General features: G+C 37.3%; 21 protein-coding genes. 4 read left to right on the forward strand and 17 right to left on the reverse strand.

All coding sequences use genetic code 11. The features are described from left to right. Nucleotides 1-12 precede the first annotated feature (12 nt). The 9 genes from HF964_RS04220 to flgB form a co-directional block, all read right to left on the reverse strand. Nucleotides 13-1374 carry a flagellar hook-length control protein FliK gene (locus tag HF964_RS04220; protein WP_168721817.1) on the reverse strand — a complete coding sequence of 454 codons (1362 nt, stop codon included), beginning with the start codon at nt 1372-1374 and terminating at the stop codon, nt 13-15. 21 nt (nt 1375-1395) lie between these two features. Then, nucleotides 1396-1836: a flagellar export protein FliJ gene (locus HF964_RS04225; protein WP_168721818.1), complete on the reverse strand. Its 441-nt coding sequence runs from the start codon at nt 1834-1836 to the stop codon at nt 1396-1398. Between the two features lie 11 nt (nt 1837-1847). Next, on the reverse strand, nt 1848-3179 hold the full coding sequence (gene fliI, locus HF964_RS04230; protein ID WP_168721819.1) for a flagellar protein export ATPase FliI: 1332 nt from the start codon (nt 3177-3179) through the stop codon (nt 1848-1850). Nucleotides 3180-3304: 125 nt separating this feature from the next. Next, a complete protein-coding gene (locus HF964_RS04235; RefSeq protein WP_168721820.1) occupies nt 3305-3877 on the reverse strand; it encodes a FliH/SctL family protein in 573 nt (190 codons plus the stop codon). Then, nucleotides 3861-4865, reverse strand: coding sequence for a flagellar motor switch protein FliG (gene fliG / locus HF964_RS04240; RefSeq protein ID WP_168721821.1), 1005 nt, complete (start codon nt 4863-4865; stop codon nt 3861-3863). The genes HF964_RS04235 and fliG overlap by 17 nt, the downstream gene beginning before the upstream one ends. 21 nt (nt 4866-4886) lie before the next feature. Further along, nucleotides 4887-6413 carry a flagellar basal-body MS-ring/collar protein FliF gene (fliF, locus tag HF964_RS04245; protein ID WP_168721822.1) on the reverse strand — a complete coding sequence of 509 codons (1527 nt, stop codon included), beginning with the start codon at nt 6411-6413 and terminating at the stop codon, nt 4887-4889. A gap of 26 nt (nt 6414-6439) precedes the next feature. Next, the gene (fliE, locus tag HF964_RS04250) at nt 6440-6760 is read right to left on the reverse strand and encodes a flagellar hook-basal body complex protein FliE (RefSeq protein WP_210726990.1); all 321 of its coding nucleotides are present in this window, start codon (nt 6758-6760) and stop codon (nt 6440-6442) included. 17 nt (nt 6761-6777) lie between these two features. Beyond that, a complete protein-coding gene (gene flgC, locus HF964_RS04255; protein WP_168721823.1) occupies nt 6778-7221 on the reverse strand; it encodes a flagellar basal body rod protein FlgC in 444 nt (147 codons plus the stop codon). A 20-nt stretch (nt 7222-7241) separates the two neighbouring features. Next, entirely contained in the window at nt 7242-7610 is a 369-nt protein-coding gene (flgB, locus tag HF964_RS04260) for a flagellar basal body rod protein FlgB (RefSeq protein ID WP_168721824.1), read from the reverse strand. Between the two features lie 262 nt (nt 7611-7872). On the opposite strand from flgB, the gene HF964_RS04265 reads away from it, so the two are divergent. Then, complete coding sequence (locus HF964_RS04265; protein ID WP_168721825.1) at nt 7873-8631, forward strand: MotA/TolQ/ExbB proton channel family protein; 759 nt, start codon at nt 7873-7875, stop codon at nt 8629-8631. Nucleotides 8632-8644: 13 nt separating this feature from the next. Further along, nucleotides 8645-9382 carry an OmpA/MotB family protein gene (locus HF964_RS04270; protein ID WP_168721826.1) on the forward strand — a complete coding sequence of 246 codons (738 nt, stop codon included), beginning with the start codon at nt 8645-8647 and terminating at the stop codon, nt 9380-9382. 470 nt (nt 9383-9852) lie between these two features. Here the strand turns inward: HF964_RS04270 and HF964_RS04275 are convergent, their stop codons facing one another. The 8 genes from HF964_RS04275 to rpmH form a co-directional block, all read right to left on the reverse strand. Next, nucleotides 9853-11067 (reverse strand): NAD(P)/FAD-dependent oxidoreductase, encoded by a 1215-nt coding sequence (locus HF964_RS04275; protein ID WP_168721827.1) that lies wholly within the window; start codon nt 11065-11067, stop codon nt 9853-9855. 140 nt (nt 11068-11207) lie between these two features. Beyond that, nucleotides 11208-13130: a tRNA uridine-5-carboxymethylaminomethyl(34) synthesis enzyme MnmG gene (gene mnmG, locus HF964_RS04280; RefSeq protein WP_168721828.1), complete on the reverse strand. Its 1923-nt coding sequence runs from the start codon at nt 13128-13130 to the stop codon at nt 11208-11210. Nucleotides 13131-13154: 24 nt separating this feature from the next. Then, entirely contained in the window at nt 13155-14561 is a 1407-nt protein-coding gene (mnmE, locus tag HF964_RS04285) for a tRNA uridine-5-carboxymethylaminomethyl(34) synthesis GTPase MnmE (RefSeq protein WP_168721829.1), read from the reverse strand. Between the two features lie 456 nt (nt 14562-15017). Further along, on the reverse strand, nt 15018-15803 hold the full coding sequence (gene jag / locus HF964_RS04290; RefSeq protein ID WP_168721830.1) for an RNA-binding cell elongation regulator Jag/EloR: 786 nt from the start codon (nt 15801-15803) through the stop codon (nt 15018-15020). 180 nt (nt 15804-15983) lie between these two features. Beyond that, entirely contained in the window at nt 15984-16400 is a 417-nt protein-coding gene (ndk, locus tag HF964_RS04295) for a nucleoside-diphosphate kinase (RefSeq protein ID WP_168721915.1), read from the reverse strand. Between the two features lie 267 nt (nt 16401-16667). Further along, on the reverse strand, nt 16668-17513 hold the full coding sequence (locus HF964_RS04300) for a membrane protein insertase YidC (RefSeq protein ID WP_168721831.1): 846 nt from the start codon (nt 17511-17513) through the stop codon (nt 16668-16670). Between the two features lie 35 nt (nt 17514-17548). Then, a complete protein-coding gene (gene rnpA / locus HF964_RS04305; RefSeq protein WP_168721832.1) occupies nt 17549-17899 on the reverse strand; it encodes a ribonuclease P protein component in 351 nt (116 codons plus the stop codon). A 60-nt stretch (nt 17900-17959) separates the two neighbouring features. Then, entirely contained in the window at nt 17960-18094 is a 135-nt protein-coding gene (rpmH, locus tag HF964_RS04310; RefSeq protein ID WP_002828338.1) for a 50S ribosomal protein L34, read from the reverse strand. Nucleotides 18095-18607: 513 nt separating this feature from the next. Here rpmH and dnaA point away from each other — a divergent pair. After that, nucleotides 18608-19960: a chromosomal replication initiator protein DnaA gene (gene dnaA / locus HF964_RS04315; protein ID WP_168721833.1), complete on the forward strand. Its 1353-nt coding sequence runs from the start codon at nt 18608-18610 to the stop codon at nt 19958-19960. A gap of 184 nt (nt 19961-20144) precedes the next feature. Then, on the forward strand, nt 20145-21275 hold the full coding sequence (gene dnaN / locus HF964_RS04320; protein WP_168721834.1) for a DNA polymerase III subunit beta: 1131 nt from the start codon (nt 20145-20147) through the stop codon (nt 21273-21275). Nucleotides 21276-21551: the final 276 nt, after the last annotated feature.

Consider the following 21551-nt stretch of genomic DNA (forward strand, 5'->3'; position numbering starts at 1 on the left):
CAGACTTCCTCCTTAAACTAAAATACTAACCGTCGCATCAGCTTCGGGTTGGGTTTCAACTGGTTCAACCACAACTTCTTGCGGTCCTTGATAGGCTTTACGTTTATCACCTGCAAATGGTTGACCATGACCGTGTTGGCCTTGCTGGTTAAACATCATCTGTTGATTCATATCACTCAGCGTATGATTGGTTGGTGCACTAACATTGGTCACCACTGGTGTTGGAGCTGGATTATTAATTTGCATTGGCGTATCCGTCGTCGCTTTTAAAATCTCTTGTAACTTGGGCATAGCCGCTGCTAACATTTGGTGCGTTTGGCTTTGTTCCATTTTAAATTCAACGGAAACTTGCTGTTGATTAATTTGTAAATTAACGTTAATTGGTCCCAACCCCGCTGGTTCAAGGCGGAAAACGACCACTTTGGTATCACCTGAGCCCATTGTCTTAACTTGTTGTGTGATAACTTGCGCCATATTATTAATTTGATTCGTTGGCATCAGCGGCTGACTTTCAATCTTAACCGTTGTTATCACTGGCGTATTTGTAATCGTTGAACCTTGATTTGGTACCATATTTTCGGTACTTACAGATGGTACTTCCGTAACTTGACTTGGCAGTTGCGCAGTTGTATTAGCTGATACTTTCGATGCATCCTTATCTTGCGTGGCAGTCGAATCAAGTGCTTCTTGGGCCGCTGTTACCGGTTTAAGTTCATTAGATGATTTTGATAACATTTGTAATGACTTTTCAACGCCAGATGCTTTGTTACTATTATCTTCAAAGTTATTTATCACATCTGTATTTAAATTTGTAACATTTTTAGTATCAATAACATTATTAATAGTGCTTATTTGTTTTGAATCTTTATTTAAATTGACATTATCACTTAGTAATGTCGTATCAACAGCAGGTGCTACAGATGATAATTCCACACTTATTGGCTGCTTAGTAAGGCCCGTTAATTGACTGCTTTGCTCAGCAGTAGGTGATAATTCTGAGCCTGATGTAGTGGAAATATTTACACTTACCAAATTAGGATTACTATTAGTGACCACCATCGTTGGCGGTGTTGGCGGCGGTACTAATTGGGGCCTTGGTATCACCGGTTGACTTAGGCTTTCATCACCTTGATTTGGTGACACATTGGTTTGTTTTGACTGATCAATTACCTGTACTAAATCATCGCTTGATTCCTTAGTTATATTCTCAGATAACCTTGGCTTTTGATCAGGAACTACTTGTGTCGTTGGTGTAAGTAAACTAGCAAAAATTGCAGCTAATGCTTGGTTATCGTCACTAGCATTAGTAGTTGTTTTACCATTTTTAGTAAGCGAACTAGTCTTATTTGGTATTGGCGGTGTTATCTGATTCATTTCGTACTCCTTTCCTAGCTTTTAATAGCTCCCAACTTGGCGACGCAAATAGTTTTGGGTGCCAACTTCATCAAGAAAAATTTGTTCTGTCCGCTTAACTTCAGCTTGATACTCAGCAAATTTCTTGGCATATAGTTTTTCAATAACTTGGCGGGCCTGTTGGGTATTTCTTAACACTTGTTGAGCTTCTTTAACTGCTAATTCACGTTGCCTTTTCTGTAACCCTAAAGTGGTTAATTGATTTTCAATATCAATTAAATATCGTCGTTGAGCTTGTAGTAGTTCAACTGATTTAGATGCATACTCAAAGATTGCATGTTTTTCATTTAGCAATTCAGTTGTTGCCCTGTCAGCTTGTATAACAGCTTGTTGGGCTAAGGCGTATGCTTGTTTAGCATTTTGTTCTTCTTGTTGGCGAAACTCGAGTAAGCTTGCTAACTCAAATTTAAATTTCTGCATCATTTAAAACCTATCTACATCATCGTTGGTTGTTGAAATAATTGCTTTAATTGATTAACGGTATTATCAAATAAAGCATGTTCATCAACTGACTGCGTTAAAATTTGATTAATTGGTTGATGTAAATTAATTGCTTGGTCAACATTCTGATTAGTGCCAATTTGATATGCACCTATCTCGATTAGGTCCTTGGTTTCGTTATAGGTTGCCATACTTTGGCGTAACTTATTAGCAGCAGTTGCATGTTCTGGTGAAACCAAACTTTTCATCAATCGACTCAAGCTACTTTGCACGTCAATTGCTGGGTAATGATTTTGACCTGCAATTTTTCGAGATAAAATAATATGACCATCTAAAATCCCACGAACCGCATCAGCAATTGGTTCATTCATATCATCCCCTTCTACCAAGACTGTATAGAATGCCGTAATTGATCCATGTTCAGCTGGACCACTGCGTTCTAATAATTTAGGTAGCATCGCAAAAACTGATGGCGTGTAACCCCGCGTAGTTGGTGGCTCACCAGTTGAAAGACCAATTTCACGTTGAGCCATCGCAAACCGAGTCACCGAATCCATCATCAAGACGACTTTTTTTCCTTGATCACGGAAATATTCAGCAATTGCGGTAGCGACGTAGGCTCCTTTTAACCGGACCAATGGTGGCATGTCAGATGTTGCGCAAACAACAACTGCTTTTTTATACCCTTCTGGACCAAGATCTTTTTCAATGAACTCGCGAACTTCCCGCCCCCGCTCACCGATTAAACCAATCACAATGACATCAGCTTCAGCATATTTAGCCATCATTCCAAGCAAGGTACTTTTACCAACCCCACTTCCGGCAAAGATTCCCATCCGTTGGCCATTACCAACAGTTAACACACCATCAATGGCTCGTACTCCGGTCGGTAATGTTTCTCTAATTGGCGGCCGTTTAAATGGGTCGGGTGCATCTCGCATTACTGAATATTCAGTAAAATCATCTGTAATTTCTAGATCATCCATTGGGCGTCCAAGGCCATCTAATGTATGTCCTAATAAAGCTGGATTAACTTTAATCGTCAATGCTCGCCCTGTTGGTACAACTAAACACCCTGGACTAATCCCTTCAAGATCATCGAGTGGCATCAATAATACTGTATTTTTAACAAATCCAACAACTTCAGTTAAAGCTATTTTATTGTTACTAGTTAAATGGACTTCACAAATTTCACCAACAAAGCTTGCCAAACCAACAACCTTAATTACCAAACCAACAACTTCGCTGACTTTACCAAAAGTTTGTGTAAATGGTTGTTGCTTAACAACGTTTAAATATTTAGCTGTCGTTAATGCAAATGTCATTATTTATCCAACCTTTTGTAATTGCTTTAGTAAGTTTTTTAATTCAGTTTCTAAATCAAAAACTACTAGGGTGTCACTAGTTTCAACCTTTAAATCCGTTAATTCAAATTGCATATTATCGATAATTAAATAGTGAAAATTAGGAATTTCATTTTTTTGTCATCTAATTTAGCTGCTAAAATATCATGATGTACTGGATTTGCTGTTACCGTTACTAATTGATCAGGCTGAGCTAAATTCATCAATATCGGGGCAAGAATTGTTCCAATCGTCGTTTCATCTAGTGTAATTTGTTTTTTTACAATTTCACCAGCCATTTCAACCGCAAAAGCAACTATTTCAGCCTCTTTATCACGTAAATACGTAGCAATTTCAGCTTGAGCAGCCGCATAATTTTGTTCAGCCTCGAAGCTAATTTGTTGTGCCATTTGGTCACCAGCTAGCTTTCCTTCCTGATAACCATCCTCATATCCAGCGGCTTGACCTTCAGTAAATGCCTGTGATTTTAAGGCTTCAGCTGCTTCTTGAGCTTTTGTCATAATTTGTTGACGTAACTCTTGATTAGCCGCATTAATTGCTTGAACTGTTTGATCATCTGATTCAACTACTAACTCAATTAGACTTTCAGTTATTATTGGTTTGGGGGCATTATTATCAATCACTTTTGCTTGCTTCCAAACATTATTTGACAATTCCATCCGTATTTCCTCGTTCAATATAAATTTCACCTTGATCATCTAAACGACGAATTTCAGCAACCACTTTTTGCTGTGCTTCTTCAATTGTGGCTAAGCGCGTTGGTCCCATAAATTCAAGTTCTTCTTGAATAGTATCAGCCGCACGTTGTGATAAGTTTTTGAAAATAAATTCTTTAATATCAGCTGTTGCACCTTTCAAGGCCAACTTAAGGGTTTCATTATCAATAGCACGAAGTACTTTTTGGACATCCATATCTGATAATGAAGTAATATCATCAAAGGTAAAGAGACTCGTTTTAATTTCAGTTGCCAAGTCTGGCTGCCGTTCTTCCAAATCACCCAAGATATTCTTTTCAGTACTCCGACTAGCGGCATTTAAAATACCAACTAAGACAGATACACCACCAACGTTTTCAGTATCAGCCACTTCGAAGTTTGATAATTGAGCTTCGAGTGACTTTTCAATACGCTTAATAACTTCCGGTGAAGTAGTAGTAATCATCCCCACGCGCTCAGCAACGTCAACTTGTAGCTCACGAGGTAATTGTGCCAATAAAGCGGCCCCTTTTTCAGGTTGCATATAGCACAAAACTAATGCAATTACTTGGGGGTGTTCATCAATTAAAACATTGATTAGCTGTTGTAAATCAGCTGTTCGAGCAATATCAAATGGTCGTTCACGCATCTGTAATTGCTTTAAAACATCTAAAATTTCTTTTGCTTTCTGTGGCCCTAATCCTTGGTTCAAAACGCTTTTGGCGTAATCATAACCACCATCTAAAATATATTGGCGCCCATTAGCCGTATTAATAAATTCATCTAAAACTTGATCTCGTCGTTCTGGCTTAACGTAATCAGTATTAGCGATTTCATAACTAATTTTCTGAATGTAATCATCCGGTAGTTGTTTCATAACTTGTGCTGAAACTTCTGAACCTAAAGAAATTAGCAGAACCGCGGCTTTTTTTACGCCTTCAGTCTGATTCATGCACTCTTAACTCCTAGTGTTTTATTTATCTTCACGAACCCATGTCTTAACTAAATCAGCGACAATATCGGGATTCTTAGTAGCAAATTCTTTTGCTTGATTAGTTTTGCTTTCAACAACTGATTCGGCATTCTCGTCAAGTTCAACCGGAGCACTCTTAGGTGCTTCAACAACCTCTTCAATCTCATCTTCATATTCTTCATATTCATCTTCTTCAGCCCGTCGGCGCCGGCTGCGAATAATAAAGAATGTTGCTAATCCGAGCGTGATAATTCCTGCAGCAACAGCTAAGTAGATCCATAAATTATTATCTTTTTTAGTTGGCGCAGTAGAACTAGTCGCATTAGTTTTTGTTTTGGCAAAAGCTATATCTTGAATGTTAACTGTATCACCACGTTTGGGATTTAAACCAATTGCATTAGCAACCATTGTTTGAACTTGATCCGAACTTATCGCGTTACCAGCATTCCCATTTAATGCAACGGAAGCTGTGATGCGTTGTACTGAACCTGGGGCATTGATAATCTTTGTCGTATCCGTATCAAGTTCATTATTAATCGTGCGGTTAAACGTCCCATCTTGATCTTTTTTAGCACCTGCAACATTAGCGGCATTATCTGGTTGACCACTTGTTTGCTGATTATTAGCATTATTACCCGCAATTTGTAAATTTTCACTACGAATATTTGGATTAGTGTACTTAACTGTGTTACGTTCAACGGAATTAAAGTCTAAATCAACATTAATGGCTACTTGATACTTACCTGCTCCATAAATAGGTGCAAGTAAAGCATTTAATTTTTGCGTCAATTGATTTTCATATTGTTGCTTCATTTGCAAGACTTTACTATTACCACCAGTAAGTGAGTTGTCATCATCGTTACTACCATCAGCTAAAACGTTACCATTACTATCCACAACTTTAACGTTGTCTGGGTTTAAGTTTTCAACTGAAGCAGAAGTTAAAGCAACAATCCCTTGCACGGCTGAATTTGAAATTGTATTACCTTTCAAAGTCAAAATAACTGAAGCAGAGGCTTTTTTATCCGTACTATCATCAAAAACACTTTGACTAGGTGTTACCAAGATTACACGTGCTGATTGCACTTCATTTAAAGAACTAATTGAGCGTTCCAATTCACCAGTCAATGCACGTTGGTACATAATTTTACGGTCCTGATCCGTTGTCATCATATTTGTTTTATCAAATAATTCAAAACCACTAGTACTATTTGGCAACTTATTAGCCATTGCCAAATCAATACGCGTTTGATCAACTTTATCATCAGGAATCATAATAGTTGTTCCACCATCAACTAATTTATATGGAACATTTTGTGATTTTAATGTTGCGGTGATATTACCTGCGTCACCTTGACTCACATTAGCGAACAAAACACCATATTGGACACGAGTTAATAATGTGAAACTAATCACACCGATTGCAATTAAACTAAGCAACCCACTGACAATTCCAATCTTCATTGGTCGACTGAGTGATAACCATTTATCCTTAATATTTTCAAATCTATTATTAACTTGATCCACTTACTTACATCCCTTTCACACGGTTCCTAGAATTGCATATTTTTAATATCATTGTAGGCATCAAGCACTTTATTTCGTACTTGTACCGCGGTTTGAACTGAGAGTTGTGCTTCTGTCATTTGCACCATCGTTTTCCCTAGGTCATTATTAGTTCCTGAAATTAAACCAGCTGTCCCTTGCTCCATGGCGTTTACATTATTGTTGAGACCATTAATCGCATTACTAAGTAACTGGCTGAAATTAGCACTGTGGGCTGTTGCAAAATCCGAATTTTCTAAACCTGTTTGCTTCGCAAGTAAACCTTGGTAATTTTGTACATTCGATAACATACTATTGATTGAATCCATTTATTTTCTCCTAAATTTTAGCCATTCAATGAAATTTGTAACGCCTTTTGTAAAATTGATTTATTCATTTCAGTTGCCGAAACATTCGCTTCATATGAACGTTGGGCTTGAATCATCTTAACCATTTCATCGGCCAAATTTACATTAGATTGTGCCACATATCCATTAGCATCCGCATTGGGATTAGTTGGATCGTATGTACGTTTAATGTTTTGATTTGCAGTAATTCCTGTCACTTTAACACCATAACTTGGTGAATTAAATGCACTACTAGGATCATTTAAATTTGCTTGACTAGCCATTAAATTCTCACTGAATGCCACACTTTTAGCTTTATAAGGCCCACCTTCCGGGGTGGTATTAGTATTAACATTAGCAATATTTGTTGAACTAACATCCATCTGTAAACGATTAAGTGCTAAACCACTCGCATTGATATTTAATCCATTAAAAAAACTCATCTGAAATCCCCTTAAATAATTTAGTGATTCACAATATAACTCATCATTTGGTAGCGACCATTTAATTGACCAACTAACATGTTGTAATAAATACCGTTCTGAGCTTGATCAACCATTTCCGTATCCAAGTCAACATTGTTTCCGTTGGCACGAACTTGAGTACCTGTTTCTGTAACAACTTGTGGCTGGATATTATTTAAAGCACCAATATGTCGTGGATTATCAGTTACCATTTTAGTTGGCCCAGTAGCTTGTTGTAATAAATTTTCAAATTCAACCCGTTTTGCCTTATAGTCAGGGGTATTTAAATTAGCAATATTTGACGAAATTGTTTGTGCTCGCGTATTTGAAACTGATAAGGCCGTCTTCAATAAATTATCGATTTCCATTATGAGTCCTCATTTTGTAATATTTTTATATTTATAAACAATAAATTTCTCTGAAATATATAAAGTTTATTTATTGGTGATTAAACAAAGTATGATTTAACTAAATTTTTTTGTACATATTTTTCAATGTTTTTAACTATAACTTAAAATTTATATTATTTCTAGGGGCAAATTTACGATATTAATAAAAATCATTAAACTTTACAATTTTAATACCGATACTTTATTCAGTATTTAAAAAAATTTTTTGGAGGTCTAATAAATGCAAATTTCACTAATTTTAGGAATTATTCTGGGTTTTGCGTCAGTAATTGTTGGGATGATTCTAAAAGGTGCTAATATTGCTACGTTACTCAATCCCGCAGCGGCGACAATCATTTTTGTCGGTATTATTGCTACTTTGCTCAATACTTTTTCAAGTAATGACGTAAAACGTATCCCAGGAATCGTACGTATCTTGTTTAAAAAACGCGAGCAAAACATCCCTGATACAATTGCTGAAATCGTTGAGTTATCTAATACTGCTCGTCGAAACGGTTTACTAGCATTAGAATCAGTTTTAACTGAAGATAATAATCCTTTTTTAGTTCGTGGTTTACAAATGGTTATCGACGGTGTTGCAGCCGATCAAGTCAAAGAAATTTTAGAAAATGAAATTGATGCCATTGAAGAACGGCATACTCGTGGTGCTGATATTTTTAAAACAGCAGGTACAACTTCGCCAACCTTAGGAGTTTTAGGAGCTGTTATTGGTTTAATTGGAGCTTTAGGTCATCTAAACGATATCAATGCTTTGGGTCATAGTATTTCGGCTGCCTTTGTCGCAACTCTTTATGGAATTTTCTTTGGTTACGTGCTCTTCATTCCTTTTTCCACGCGCCTTAAACAAGCTTCAAAAGCTGAATTACAAGCACTTGAGGTTATTCTCGAAGGAATTTTGTCAATCCAGGCTGGCTTACCCGCCAAGACAATCGAAAAGAAACTATATTCAATGATTGACGACGAATACATCGAAGAATAGGACGGTTAGTATTTTGCGAAAAAAAAATAAGCATGAAGAAGAGCCAAGTGAGGCTTGGCTTCTACCATATTCAGATATGCTGACATTATTACTAGCTTTATTTATTGTTTTATTTGCCGTTTCAAAAGTTGATACCGCTAAATTACAACAACTTGAAGCTGAATTTGGCAGTATTTTAGCAAGTAATCCTAATTCGAGTTTGATTGCTAAGAGTAAAAATAATGCTCAGGGACAACCCAATAATGTCATCAAACCAATTAATTCGGTTAACTTTAAACGACAACAAGAGCAACAACTTCTAACTAGAACATTTGAGGAAACAAAAAAAGATATTAATAATTCACCACTGCATGACAAAGTTAAGATTACTCTTCAAAGTGATGGTATCCATCTAACTTTAAATAGCGATATTTTATTTGATACTGCTAGTGCAGCCATCACTAGTGAGATGGCTAAATCGTTAACGCTTTTAGCACCACACATTAAGATGCTAGAAAATAATAAATTTATTATTGCAGGTTATACAGATAACTTACCAATTCAAAATAATCCACAATATGCATCTAATTGGGAATTAAGCTCAGCTCGGGCAATTAGTGTTATGAATTATCTAACCAATGCTCACGTTTTAGCCGCTAATAAAGTCACCATTGAAGCTTTTGCAGAAAATAATCCAGTTGCTACTAATGATACAGCTGCTGGTCGTGCTAAAAATCGTAGAATTGAAATAATTATCCAACGCAAATTTTAATAATAACGAAAAAGGACCTCGATTGAATATCGAGGCCCTTTTTCGTTATTATTATTTTAAGGCTGTTTGAGGCACTTTTCGTTGCTCAAGTATAATTTATCATAACTTAGATAAAAAATTCACATATAGCCGTTTTTTTAAGTTTAAATTATGCTATTAATTAAATAATCTAATATCTAATTTTTTTAGACACAAAAAACCCATTATTTATAGAATTCAGTATATCACTTATTTTTTACTTATACTAGCATATATTTTAAATTTAATAAATTAAATTATATGCGCTACTTTTCTTTAGTCAAAGAGAGTTGTACATCAAAACCGTATCTTCTTAAATCTGAAGAGCCAAAACGTGCAAATCACCTCAGCTACTTCCGTCTAAATTAAAAGCGGTCCGATATGCACGCATATCGAAACCGCTTTTCTTTAGTACTCAGCACCTACCGAGGTGATTTGCACTCTTATAATTTCTAGTGGTACAAGTCAAAACGACCCTTGGCAAGCATTTCTTTAACACCACCAGTTTCCCAAAGAGACTTGTTCATAATGATTTTCTTCAAGGCTGAGGCAACATATCCCTTAACCTTAGTACCGTTACCAAGCACACCAATAGCATCAGTGTTACCTAATGAACAAACAGTACCTTGACTTACGTACTTGAAGTCTTCACCTTCTTGACCGTTCATGTCAGCAATGATGTTCATTGCAGCAACATGACCCATTACTAATGCGATTTGAGCAGTAGTTGGGTATGGGCGGCCACTTTCAGCGTCCATAACAGCAGCAACGTCACCAAGGATGTAAACCTTGTCGTTTTCAGGATCTTTAAGTTGTGAAGTAACCATCACACGGTTACGACGAGCTTCGATACCTGAGTTGGCGATAACATCAGAACCTGAAACCCCAGTAGTCCAGATAATCGTACCGGCTGGGAATTCGATGATTTCTTTAGTTTCCATGTTTTGGGCAACTACCACACCATCTTTAACTTCGTTGATTCCACGGCTAGTGTAAACCTTAGCACCACGCTTAGCTAAGCGCTTAACAGCGTAGTCAGCCAAGTCTGATGGGAACATTGGTAACAATGAAGGTGCCGCATCGATACAAGTAAGTTCAATGTCATCTGGAGTAACACCGGCAATCTTAGCGTACTTAGCTTTGTTTTCAGCCATGGCACCAAGTAATTCCATACCAGTAAATCCAGCACCAGCAATCAAGACCTTCAAGTTATCTGGTTTCTTTGATGTCCGGTAGTCTTCCAACTTAGCAATAAAGTGCTTGTAAACAGCTTCTGATGATTCAACATCGTCCATTGGTAAAGCAAATTCAGTTGCACCCTTGATACCGAAAGTTTCTGAACGGAAACCTAAGGCAACAATTAAGTAATCAAAAGTCATTGGCTCGTGACCTTCGATTTCAACTGTCTTAGCTTCTTTGTCGATCTTAGTTACAGTTGCTTGAATAAAGTTAGTGATACCTGGTTTTACAACGTCTGCAATTTGGTAAGTGATTTTATCGGCATTCACACTACCTGCAGCAACTTCATGATAATCGGTTGCTTCGTTGTGGTAGCTGTTACGGTCAATTAATGTAATTTCTACATCTTTCGCTTTGCTTTGCAATACTTTCAATGCTAACAATCCGGCGTAACCTGCGCCCAAAATACCGATTTTCGTCTTGGCCATGATTAAATTCTCCTAAGTTTTTTTGATGTCTGTCCAATGTATACTGCTAAAATGCACATTTTAGCCATATCAAATATAGTATAACTAATTTTGTGCTTTTTTGGCAAGATTTTCAAGCTCATAAATTAATTAATTAAGTTTTAAATTTTATTGTCACTATTTGTTTTTACAATGCGCCCATTTTGAACATACACACTCAAAATTGCAATATCAGCTGGATTTACTCCCGAAATACGTGAAGCCTGGGCCAATGTCTCTGGTTCTATTTTAGCAAGTTTTTGCTTAGCTTCAATAGCTAGCCCTTCAATTGCTGAATAATCGATATTAGCAGGAATTTTCTTAGCTTCCATTCGGTGTAGTTTTTCAACCTTTTCCTGGGCTTTAACAATGTAACCTTCGTACTTGATTTGAATTTCAACTTCCTCAATTACATAGCGATCTAATGGTGTTTCGCTAGCTGGAATGAAGTCCATTAATTTTTGGTAATTGATTTCAGGTCGGCGTAGTAATTCAGATGCTAAAATTGAATCTTTCATTGGGTTTGAACCACAACTTACTAAGTACTCATCTAATGGACCATTAGGGTTAATACGAATACTTTGTAACCGGGCTTTTTCGGCTTCAATGGCCGCCACTTTAGCTTCAAAAGCGGCGTACCGCTCATCATCAATCAAGCCTAATTCATGGCCGACTTTAGTTAATCGTAAATCCGCATTATCATGACGTAATAATAATCGGTATTCAGCGCGAGAAGTTAAGAGGCGATATGGTTCATTCGTTCCCTTAGTGACTAAATCATCAATCATTACCCCAATGTAACCTTCTGAACGCTTCATTTCATAGTCAGGTCGACCAAGGGCGCGCAAACCAGCATTAATTCCGGCAATAATTCCTTGACCAGCAGCTTCTTCATAACCAGAAGTTCCATTCATTTGGCCGGCGGTGTAAAGATTTTTAATAATTTTAGTTTCTAAAGTATGCCGTAATTGGTGTGGGGCAACAACGTCGTATTCAATAGCGTAACCCGGACGCATTAATTCGGCATTTTCCAAACCAGGCACTGAATGCAACATCTTCAATTGGACTTCTTCAGGCATTGAAGTTGAGAACCCTTGGACGTACCATTCATCAGTTGTTCGACCTTCTGGTTCAAGGAACAATTGGTGTTGTAACTTATCAGCAAACCGCACAATTTTATCTTCAATTGATGGGCAATAACGTGGACCAACCCCTTCAATTACCCCAGTAAACATAGGGGCACGGTGTAGATTTTCGTTAATAATCGCGTGCGTATGTTGATTTGTGTAAGTTAACCAGCAAGAAAGTTGTTGTTCCAAGGCCAAGTAGTCTTCATCCTTTGATGTGTAACTAAAGTGGTTAGCTTGGACATCCCCAGGTTGTTCTTCAGTAACTGAAAAGTCAATCGTTTTACCATTAACCCGTGGTGGTGTACCTGTTTTGAAGCGTTTCAATTCAAAACCAAGATCCAATAAGTTTTCTGATAACTTAATTGATGGTTGGGAGTTGTTTGGGCCCGATGTGTACATCAATTCCCCAATAATAATCTTCCCACGTGATGAAGTTCCAGCCGTAAGTACCACTGATTTAGCCTTATAAATGGCCCCGGTATTAGTCCGAACCCCAGTGGCCACGCCATCTTCAACGATAACTTCTTCAACAATTCCTTGGCGAAGCGTTAAGTTAGGGGTTGTTTCAATTGTGTGTTTCATGCTGATGTGGTATTCATCTTTATCAGATTGGGCCCGCAAAGCACGCACGGCAGGACCTTTACCTGTGTTAAGCATCCGCATTTGAACGTATGTTTTATCCGTGTTGCGACCCATTTCACCACCAAGGGCGTCAATTTCACGCACCACAATTCCCTTAGCCGGACCACCAACAGCCGGATTACATGGCATGAAAGCAACCATTTCAAGTGAGATGGTCATCAATAAAGTTTTATTTCCCATGCGGGCAGCCGCTAAAGCAGCTTCAGAACCAGCATGCCCAGCTCCAACAACGATTACGTCGTATGCACCAGCTTCATATGGAACTACAGCCATTTTTAATTCTCCTATTTTTAAAAGTTATTTTCCTAAACAAAATTGACTAAATAATTCTGTTAATAAGTCGTCTTGGACGGAATCCCCAGTAATTTCACCAAGTTTGTCCCAGGCATTGGTCATATCGATTTGGACAATATCAACCGACATCCCCATTGCAATCCCATCAATGACAGCTTGCAATGATTTAGCCGCTTGCGCTAATAACCCGATATGGCGGGCATTAGTAACCATCACTGTAGTTTGGTTATTTTCAATTCCTTCATCAAAGAACAAGTGAGCAATTTTTTCTTCTAATTTGTCCATGTTGTCATTACGTAAAACTGATACAGCAATCATTTCATCAGCGGCAACTAAACTAGCTAACTCCGCTTGGTTAATATTTTGTTCAAGGTCGGTTTTATTTAAAATAACAATCCGTTTTTTATCGTTAGTAATTTCAATTAATTGGCGATCTTCATCAGTTAATGGTTGATTAGTATTTAACACTAACATTACCAAATCAGCTTTCGTAATCGCGGCCCGTGAACGTTCAACCCCGATTTTTTCAACCACGTCTTCGGTATCGCGAATCCCAGCAGTATCAATTAATTTCAACGGCACGCCACGCACATTGACATACTCTTCAATCACATCCCGCGTGGTCCCAGCAATATCAGTGACAATTGCTTTATCTTCATGTAATAAGTGGTTCAAAACTGAACTTTTACCAACATTAGGCCGACCGATAATCGCCGTTGCAAGCCCTTCACGTAAAACTTTACCTTGTTTAGCCGTCCGTAATAATTGTTCAACGTAGGCCTTAACATTTTCAGCCTGTTCTAACAATAACTTGGTTGTCATCTCTTCAACCGCATCATATTCAGGATAGTCGATATTAACTTCCACGACCGCTAAAGTATCAACTATGTCTTTACGAATTTTACGAATTAACGTTGATAAATTACCATCGAGTTGATTTAAGGCTACTTGCATTGAGCGATCCGTTTTAGCCCGAATTAAATCCATCACGGCTTCGGCTTGTGATAAATCAATCCGACCACTTAAAAAGGCCCGCTTCGTAAATTCGCCCGGTTCGGCAATTCGGGCCCCATTAGCAAGTAATAATTGCAAGATTTTGTTAGTTGCCACAATTCCACCGTGCGCGTTAATTTCGATAACATCTTCTCGCGTAAAGGTTTTAGGCGCCAACATTACGGACACCATCACTTCATCAATTTCTTGATTATCGTGATCAGGGTCAATAATGTGACCGTAGTTAATCGTGTGACTGGCAACTTTGGTTAAGTTTTTACCTTTAAAGACGCGGTTGGCAATCACAACGGCCTCTTCTCCACTCAAACGAATAATTGAAATTGCCCCTTCACCAGGTGGCGTACTAATTGCGGCAATCGTGTCAAATTCTGTTAATGCATCTCCTGCGTTAGCCATGATATTTCCTTTCTGGGTACTAAAAAAGTGCCTACACCACCCCATCATTTGGGTGGCGAAGCACTTTCACTACTTCGGTGATATAGAGTGCGACAACCTACGGGAAAAGTCGAGTCCTAACGCGACAACCCGCCTAATGCGGTCTAGGCATTAAAGGGCTTGTGAGTTAGACGGAGACTTTTGTAGGTTGGAGCACATTTTAAGAGTGCGACAAGGGCCGGTTAAGATCCGTAGCATACTAGGCAGAACCGTTGACTCGGTTTATGAGTCAGTCGGTTGTGACGTATATGTTTAGGAACTTGGCCTTTAGAGCACGTTTTTTATTGTATATAATATTCAACAGTCTACGTCACTACTCAAGCACTACTTAAAAAAGCGTCTTGAATAACTGACAACAGATTTATTCTAATCAGTCAAGTAACATATGTCAACCAATCAAATTATTTTATTTCTAACCTAAGCATCAAGACGAGCAGTTGCTTCCGGTGTCAATTCAATTTTAACGCAACGAAATGGTTCTTTCCCAATGGAAGTCGTTAAAATATCTGGATCGTCTGCTAGTGCACTATGAATTACCTTACGTTCAAAAGCTGGCATTGGTTCCAATGTTTCGCTTTGACCAAGGCTAACTACTTTATCAGCTAAGCGATAAGCAAGGCGTTCAAGTTTTTCAGTGCGTTCTTCACGATAATTTCCAACATTTAGCATTACTTGCGGGTGATTAATGCCAGCTTCACTCAAGTAAGCCGTTGCTAGCGTTTGCATTGCATTTAATGTCCGTCCATACTTGCCGATTAATAAGCCTTCGGTTGTTGTTTCAAATTGAATATTCAAGGTGTTTTGGCCCCAAGTAGCGTTAAGGTCACCTTCAATACCTAAAGCTCCCAGGATGGTCACTAAATAATCAATCACATCATCAGTTGCTTTTTCCCAGCGTTCACGATTTTTAGCTTGACGCTCCAATAATTCTTGGGCTTCAATATCAGCTTGTGAATCTACTGTTTTACCAACACTTGGTTCATCCATTGTTGGCTTTGATTGTGTCGCAACTTGCATTGATTGCATCATCTGATTTTGCTCTTTGATGATAATTTCAACTTCTGCCGATACATGGTATAGCCCAAAAAACTTAGCTTGTCCTGCATTGATTACATAAATTTCAACCTCATTACGGTTAACACCTAGAATTTTTAATCCTCGATTAGTTGCTTCTTCTATTGTTTTTCCTTTAAATCGTGCCATTTTATTTCCCACTTATTATATTCTAAATCCTAATTATACCCAAAATTTGCCTATTTGTACGTGTTAAATCAATAAATATTACAAATAATTCATATATATTACGCAAAAAAAGGTAGAAGACTATAAATCTTTCTACCTTTTTACTATTTTATGAACTTTACTAACTAGCAAACGTCTTTTTTAATTAAACCAAATTCCAATCTCACGTTCAGCATGTTCGACACTATCAGAACTATGCACGACATTACGCATAACTCCATCAGACCACTGCCGGCCAAAATCACCGCGAATAGTTCCAAAATCAGCTTCCAATACATTAGTTTGACCAGCCATCCGTCGAAAAACATCTACTACACTAATTCCACTTGCAATAATTGCTACAATTGGTCCTTCTTGCATGTATTTAACCATTTCAGGATAGAATGGTTTATCAATTTTATCTTGATAATGCTGATCCAATTGTGCGCGGGTTGCGTATGTTACCTTAAGTGCTTCAATCTGATAGCCTTTACGTTCCAAACGAGTGATTACTTCGCCAATATGCCCTTGGCTAACACCATCTGGCTTAACTAAAATTAACGTCCGTTCTTGACCCATAATTAAATCCATCGCTTTCATGATTTATAAGTACGTTATTATTAATAACTATATTAACTATTCTATCTGATTTTGTTTTATTTTTCACATTTTTGGCATAAACCAATATTATTTTGCTTATATCTTGATTTAAATAAATTTTATGGTTTTTGTTCACTTATTCACGTATTTTCAGGAAATATTTTGATTTACTCATAATTATTTCCCGAAAATGGTTTTATCCAATAAAAAAGTGTCAAGATTCATCATCTTGACACTTAATGTTACTTACTTCTTTTTAAGCGCATTTCGGCGTGCTTTTTCAAGCTTCCGTTGGCGTGCTTTTTCAGCCGCTTTCTTTTCAGCGCGTGCTGCATTAATCTTAAATGGATTTTGGATAAACCAAGTTTGCACCATTTGGAAGGCGTTTGAAGCCACCCAATAAAGTGATAATGCTGATGGCAATGATAAAGCAGTAATAAAAATAATTACCGGCATCATAAATGTCATCGATTTAGTAATCCCTGTTTGCTCTGGCGCTGAAGCCATTGCTAACCACGAACTACCAAATGTAAAGATTGCTGCTAAGATTGGTAATACCAAAAATGGATCTTGGTGACCAAGTTGAAGCCACAAGAAGTGACCAGTGCGCAATTCTTGTGTTCGGAAAATCGCTTGGTACAAAGCAATCAAGATTGGCATTTGTACTAACAATGGCAACAAGCTTGCAAATGGGTTAACCCCTGCTTCTTTGTATAATTCTTGTGATTCACGTTGCATTGCAAGCCGTGATTCATTATCACGACCTGGATATTTTGCTTGCAAGGCTTTAATTTGAGGTTGTAAATCTTGCATTTTCAACATTGATTTTGATTGATAAATCATCAATGGCAAAATAATAATCCGAATAATTAACGTGAACGCAATAATCCCAAACGCATAATTGTTTCCCAAAAAGTGAGATAAACCAATTAACGCACGGGAGAAGTTCAAGATAATGCCACCATCCCAGATACCAGTTGAATGTTCTGTGATTGGCTTATTACTGCAGGCAGCTAAAAAGACTGTTAACCCTGCCACCATAGCCACAATTAAGCCAAGCTTTTTTTGTGACCGTTTCTTTGCTGTGTGCATAAATTCTCTCCTACATACTTGAGATTTACGAATAATTACTTATTTGAAGTTGGCAAAAGCGTTGCTAATTGTAGGGCATGAACTAAATTTTCACGAATTTCAGCCATTGGTCGTCCATTAGCAGCTGGACGTGCAATCACAAGAAAGTCGTAATTAGGAGCAATCTGTGCTTTATATTCCAATAACGTTTGCCGGATACGACGCTTCACATATACTCGATCGTGAGCTTTTCCAACCTTTTTTCCCACTGAAATTCCCACTCGAAAGTGCTTAGCGGCCGGCTGCTCCATCTTGTATAGGATAAACATACGATTAGCAACTGAATGTTTGCGATCAAATACTTTTTGAAATTCCGCTTCTTTTTTTACGCGATATGACTTCCGCATTTTTTCCCTCTCAATCCTGGAATAAGCGATAAAAAAAAGTCACTGTGACCAGTGACCTTCTTATGCAGATAACACCTTGCGGCCTTTTTGGCGACGACGTGCTAATACTTTACGTCCGTTTGAAGTGCTCATGCGCTTACGGAATCCGTGGACACGTTCACGGTGACGTTTCTTTGGTTGGTATGTGCGTTTCATTGAGAAGACACCTCCATTCTTTTCTATATATTTACATCGAAATTGTAACATCTCTTTGCATTTCCGTAATATCATAGCACAAAAGTAATTAATTGTGAACTAAAAAAATCGGAATATTTTTTTTAATTACCATAGATTATCCCCAATCTGACAGTCCGTTGTCAACAGGCCTGTGAATTATCTTTTTTTCTATACTTAGTTTTACAAGATTTCTACACAAGTTATCCCAAAATCCACAGCCTGTGAATAGTTATTAACATTCACCTGTGGATAAAGTGGATAACTATTTTAAAGCTTGGCGTGTCTGCTTTTTTAAGCCACAAAAACTGGTGGATAACTATTAAATTTTGAGTTTTCCACTGTTTTATCCACATATTTGTGGGAAAGTAACACACAGTGGTGTGGATTTTTTTATTTTTTTGTCCACACCTGTGGATAACACTGGAAAAATTTTTTATTTATGCTATTCTAGATTAAGTTAAATTTATGATTGAGAAGAGGAACCACAATAATATGGTTGAACGGAACGCATTATGGTCGGCAATTGCTGACCGCTTCAGAAACAAACTGGAGCGTCCATCATATGACAATTTCATCCAGCCAGCTCGTCTAGCACAATTTGATGCCAGCAAACATACGGCTGTGATTGAAGTTCCAAATGAATTATCACGTGATCGGTGGCTAAAAACCTATGCAAAGGAATTTACCACCTTTGCATTTGAAACTAATCAAATGCTACTTGCAAATATTGAAGTACGCGTCGTGGAGCCAGTTGTTGACTTAATTGAAGAAATTGAAAAAAATGATAATCCTGATTTACAACGTCAAGCCGTGCTAAAGCATGGAAATAACTTAGATCCAAAGTATATTTTTGACACGTTTGTTGTTGGGGCTACAAACCAATTAGCATATGGGGCCGCTTTAGCTGTCTCAGAAGGTTCTTTGGAATATAACCCATTGTTACTTTATGGTGGGGTTGGTCTTGGAAAAACTCACTTAATGCAGGCTACTGGTAATAACGCATTATTAAACGATCCAAACCAAAAGGTACTTTATGTAACATCCGAACAGTTTACCAATGACTTTATTAGCGCTGTGCGAAATGGAACTACCGAAAAATTACGCGAAGAATATCGCAATGCCGACTTATTATTAGTCGATGATGTCCAATTCTTATCTGGTAAAGAATCAACCCAACAAGAATTTTTTCACACCTTTAATGATATTTTGGGACATAGTGGTCGGATTGTAATGACCTCAGACCGCTTGCCAAAAGACATTCCCGATTTAGAAGATCGCTTAGTATCTCGATTCCAGTGGGGATTATCAGTTGATATCAATAAACCAGACTTTGAAACTAGAATTGCTATTTTGTTAGAAATGTCTGAAAAAGAAAATATTGAAGTTGATCGTAATGTGATTGAATTTATTGCTAAACAAGTCGACAGTAATGTCCGTGAACTTGAAGGCGTATTTAAACGTGTTGCTGTAATATCTAAATTTGATAGCGGTGTTAAAGCAACCATTGATGATGCTACTAAGATTTTAGCGGAACTTGATATCGCACAAAAATCAGAAGTTACAATTGGCTTTATCCAAGAAACTGTGGCTAAATTCTTTAATATATCAGTTGCTGATTTAAAGGGGAAAAAACGGAACAAAGAAATCGTTATTCCTAGACAGATTGCCATGTACTTATCACGTGAATTGACTGATAATTCATTACCTAATATTGGCCGTGAATTTGGTGGTAAGGATCATACAACAGTGATGCACGCAACTGAAAAGATTTCAAATAATTTAGAAAAAAATAGTCCCTTGCAAAAAAATATCGCCATATTAAAAAAACAAATTAGTGGCGAATAAGTTATTCACTTGTGGATAAGTTATTAATAATTAACATAATATCCACACATGAATACACAGGTATGTTTCTTGACATAGCTGGTTTCGTATTAGTTTTCCACAGTATCCACAATACCTATTACTACTACGAACTTTTTATATATAATATCTATATACTTAAACACTCAGATTGGAGCTCGAACTCATGAAATTTACTGTCAATCGTGCAGCCTTTATCAAGGAACTTAACGATGTGTCACGCGCCATTGCATCACGAACAACAATTCCTGTTTTGACAGGTTTAAAATTAGTTGTTGATCAAGATGGAATTACTTTAACAGGTAGTGATTCAGATATTTCAATTGAAACTACTTTAAGTATTGCTGATGAAGCTGCTGCTTTAAATATTGAACAGCCAGGTTCAATTGTTTTACCAGCACGTTTCTTTATTGACATTGTTAAACAATTACCAGCACAAGCAATGACTTTAGAAATGACTACTGGATTTCAAACTAAAATTACATCTGGTTCAGCATCATTTACAATTAACGGTTTAGATGCCAATTCATATCCTAATTTGCCAGAAATTGAAGCCACTAATTCCGTAACTTTAAGTGCGGATACTTTACGTGAAATAATTTCTCAAACTGTAATTGCCGTTTCAAATCAAGAAAGTCGCCCAATTTTAACAGGAGTTCACTTTAGCTTAAGTGAAAACCAGTTTTTAGCAGTTGCAACTGATTCTCACCGACTTGCACAACGTAAAGTTGCCTTAGAGGATACATTAGCTGCAAGTGCTGACGTGATAATTCCTGGTAAGTCACTTAATGAATTGGCTAAAATGCTTGAAAATGTTGAAACAGTTGAAATGCGAATTGCTGAAAATCAAGTATTGTTTATCTTGGGTAAAACATTGTTCTACTCACGCTTACTTGAAGGTAATTACCCTGATACAACTCGTTTAATCCCTAAGGAAAGTGATACAACCGTTACTTTTAACGCTACGGAATTACTTTCAGCCATTAACCGGGCATCATTACTTTCACATGAATCACGCAACAATGTGGTTAAATTAGAAATTGATCCAAGTGGGGCCAAAATTACTGGTAACTCACCTGATGTTGGGCAAGTTGAAGAAGCTTTAAACGTGAAAGTACAAGCTGGTAACGAATTGGCAATTTCATTTAACCCTGATTACATGAAGGATGCTTTGCGTTCATTTGGTAATATCGATATTGAAGTTAGCTTCACAACTGCTTTACGACCATTTACCTTGATTCCAGTTGAAAATGGCGAAAGCTTTATTCAATTAATCACGCCAGTACGGACATTTTAAAAAAGTCTAAAAATCGCCAATACTTATCCACATGTGGATAAGTATTGGCGATTTTTAGACTTTTTTAATAATTTAAATTCTTGGTAATTAAAGTATTTCCAACTTGCCTAAAAAATAGCTAAATGGCGTTTTAAGCTAAAATGAGCTAATTTTTACGAAATATAATAAATCTATCTAAGACTATTCTTTTTTGTTCAAACCGTTTTAAAACGCTAATTGAATTGTTTTAATCGCACAAAAACGGTATAATTAGCTAGTATATTAGTGTCGAGTCGA

The sequence above is a fragment of the Periweissella fabalis genome (assembly GCF_012396505.1).
GTDB lineage: Bacteria > Bacillota > Bacilli > Lactobacillales > Lactobacillaceae > Periweissella > Periweissella fabalis.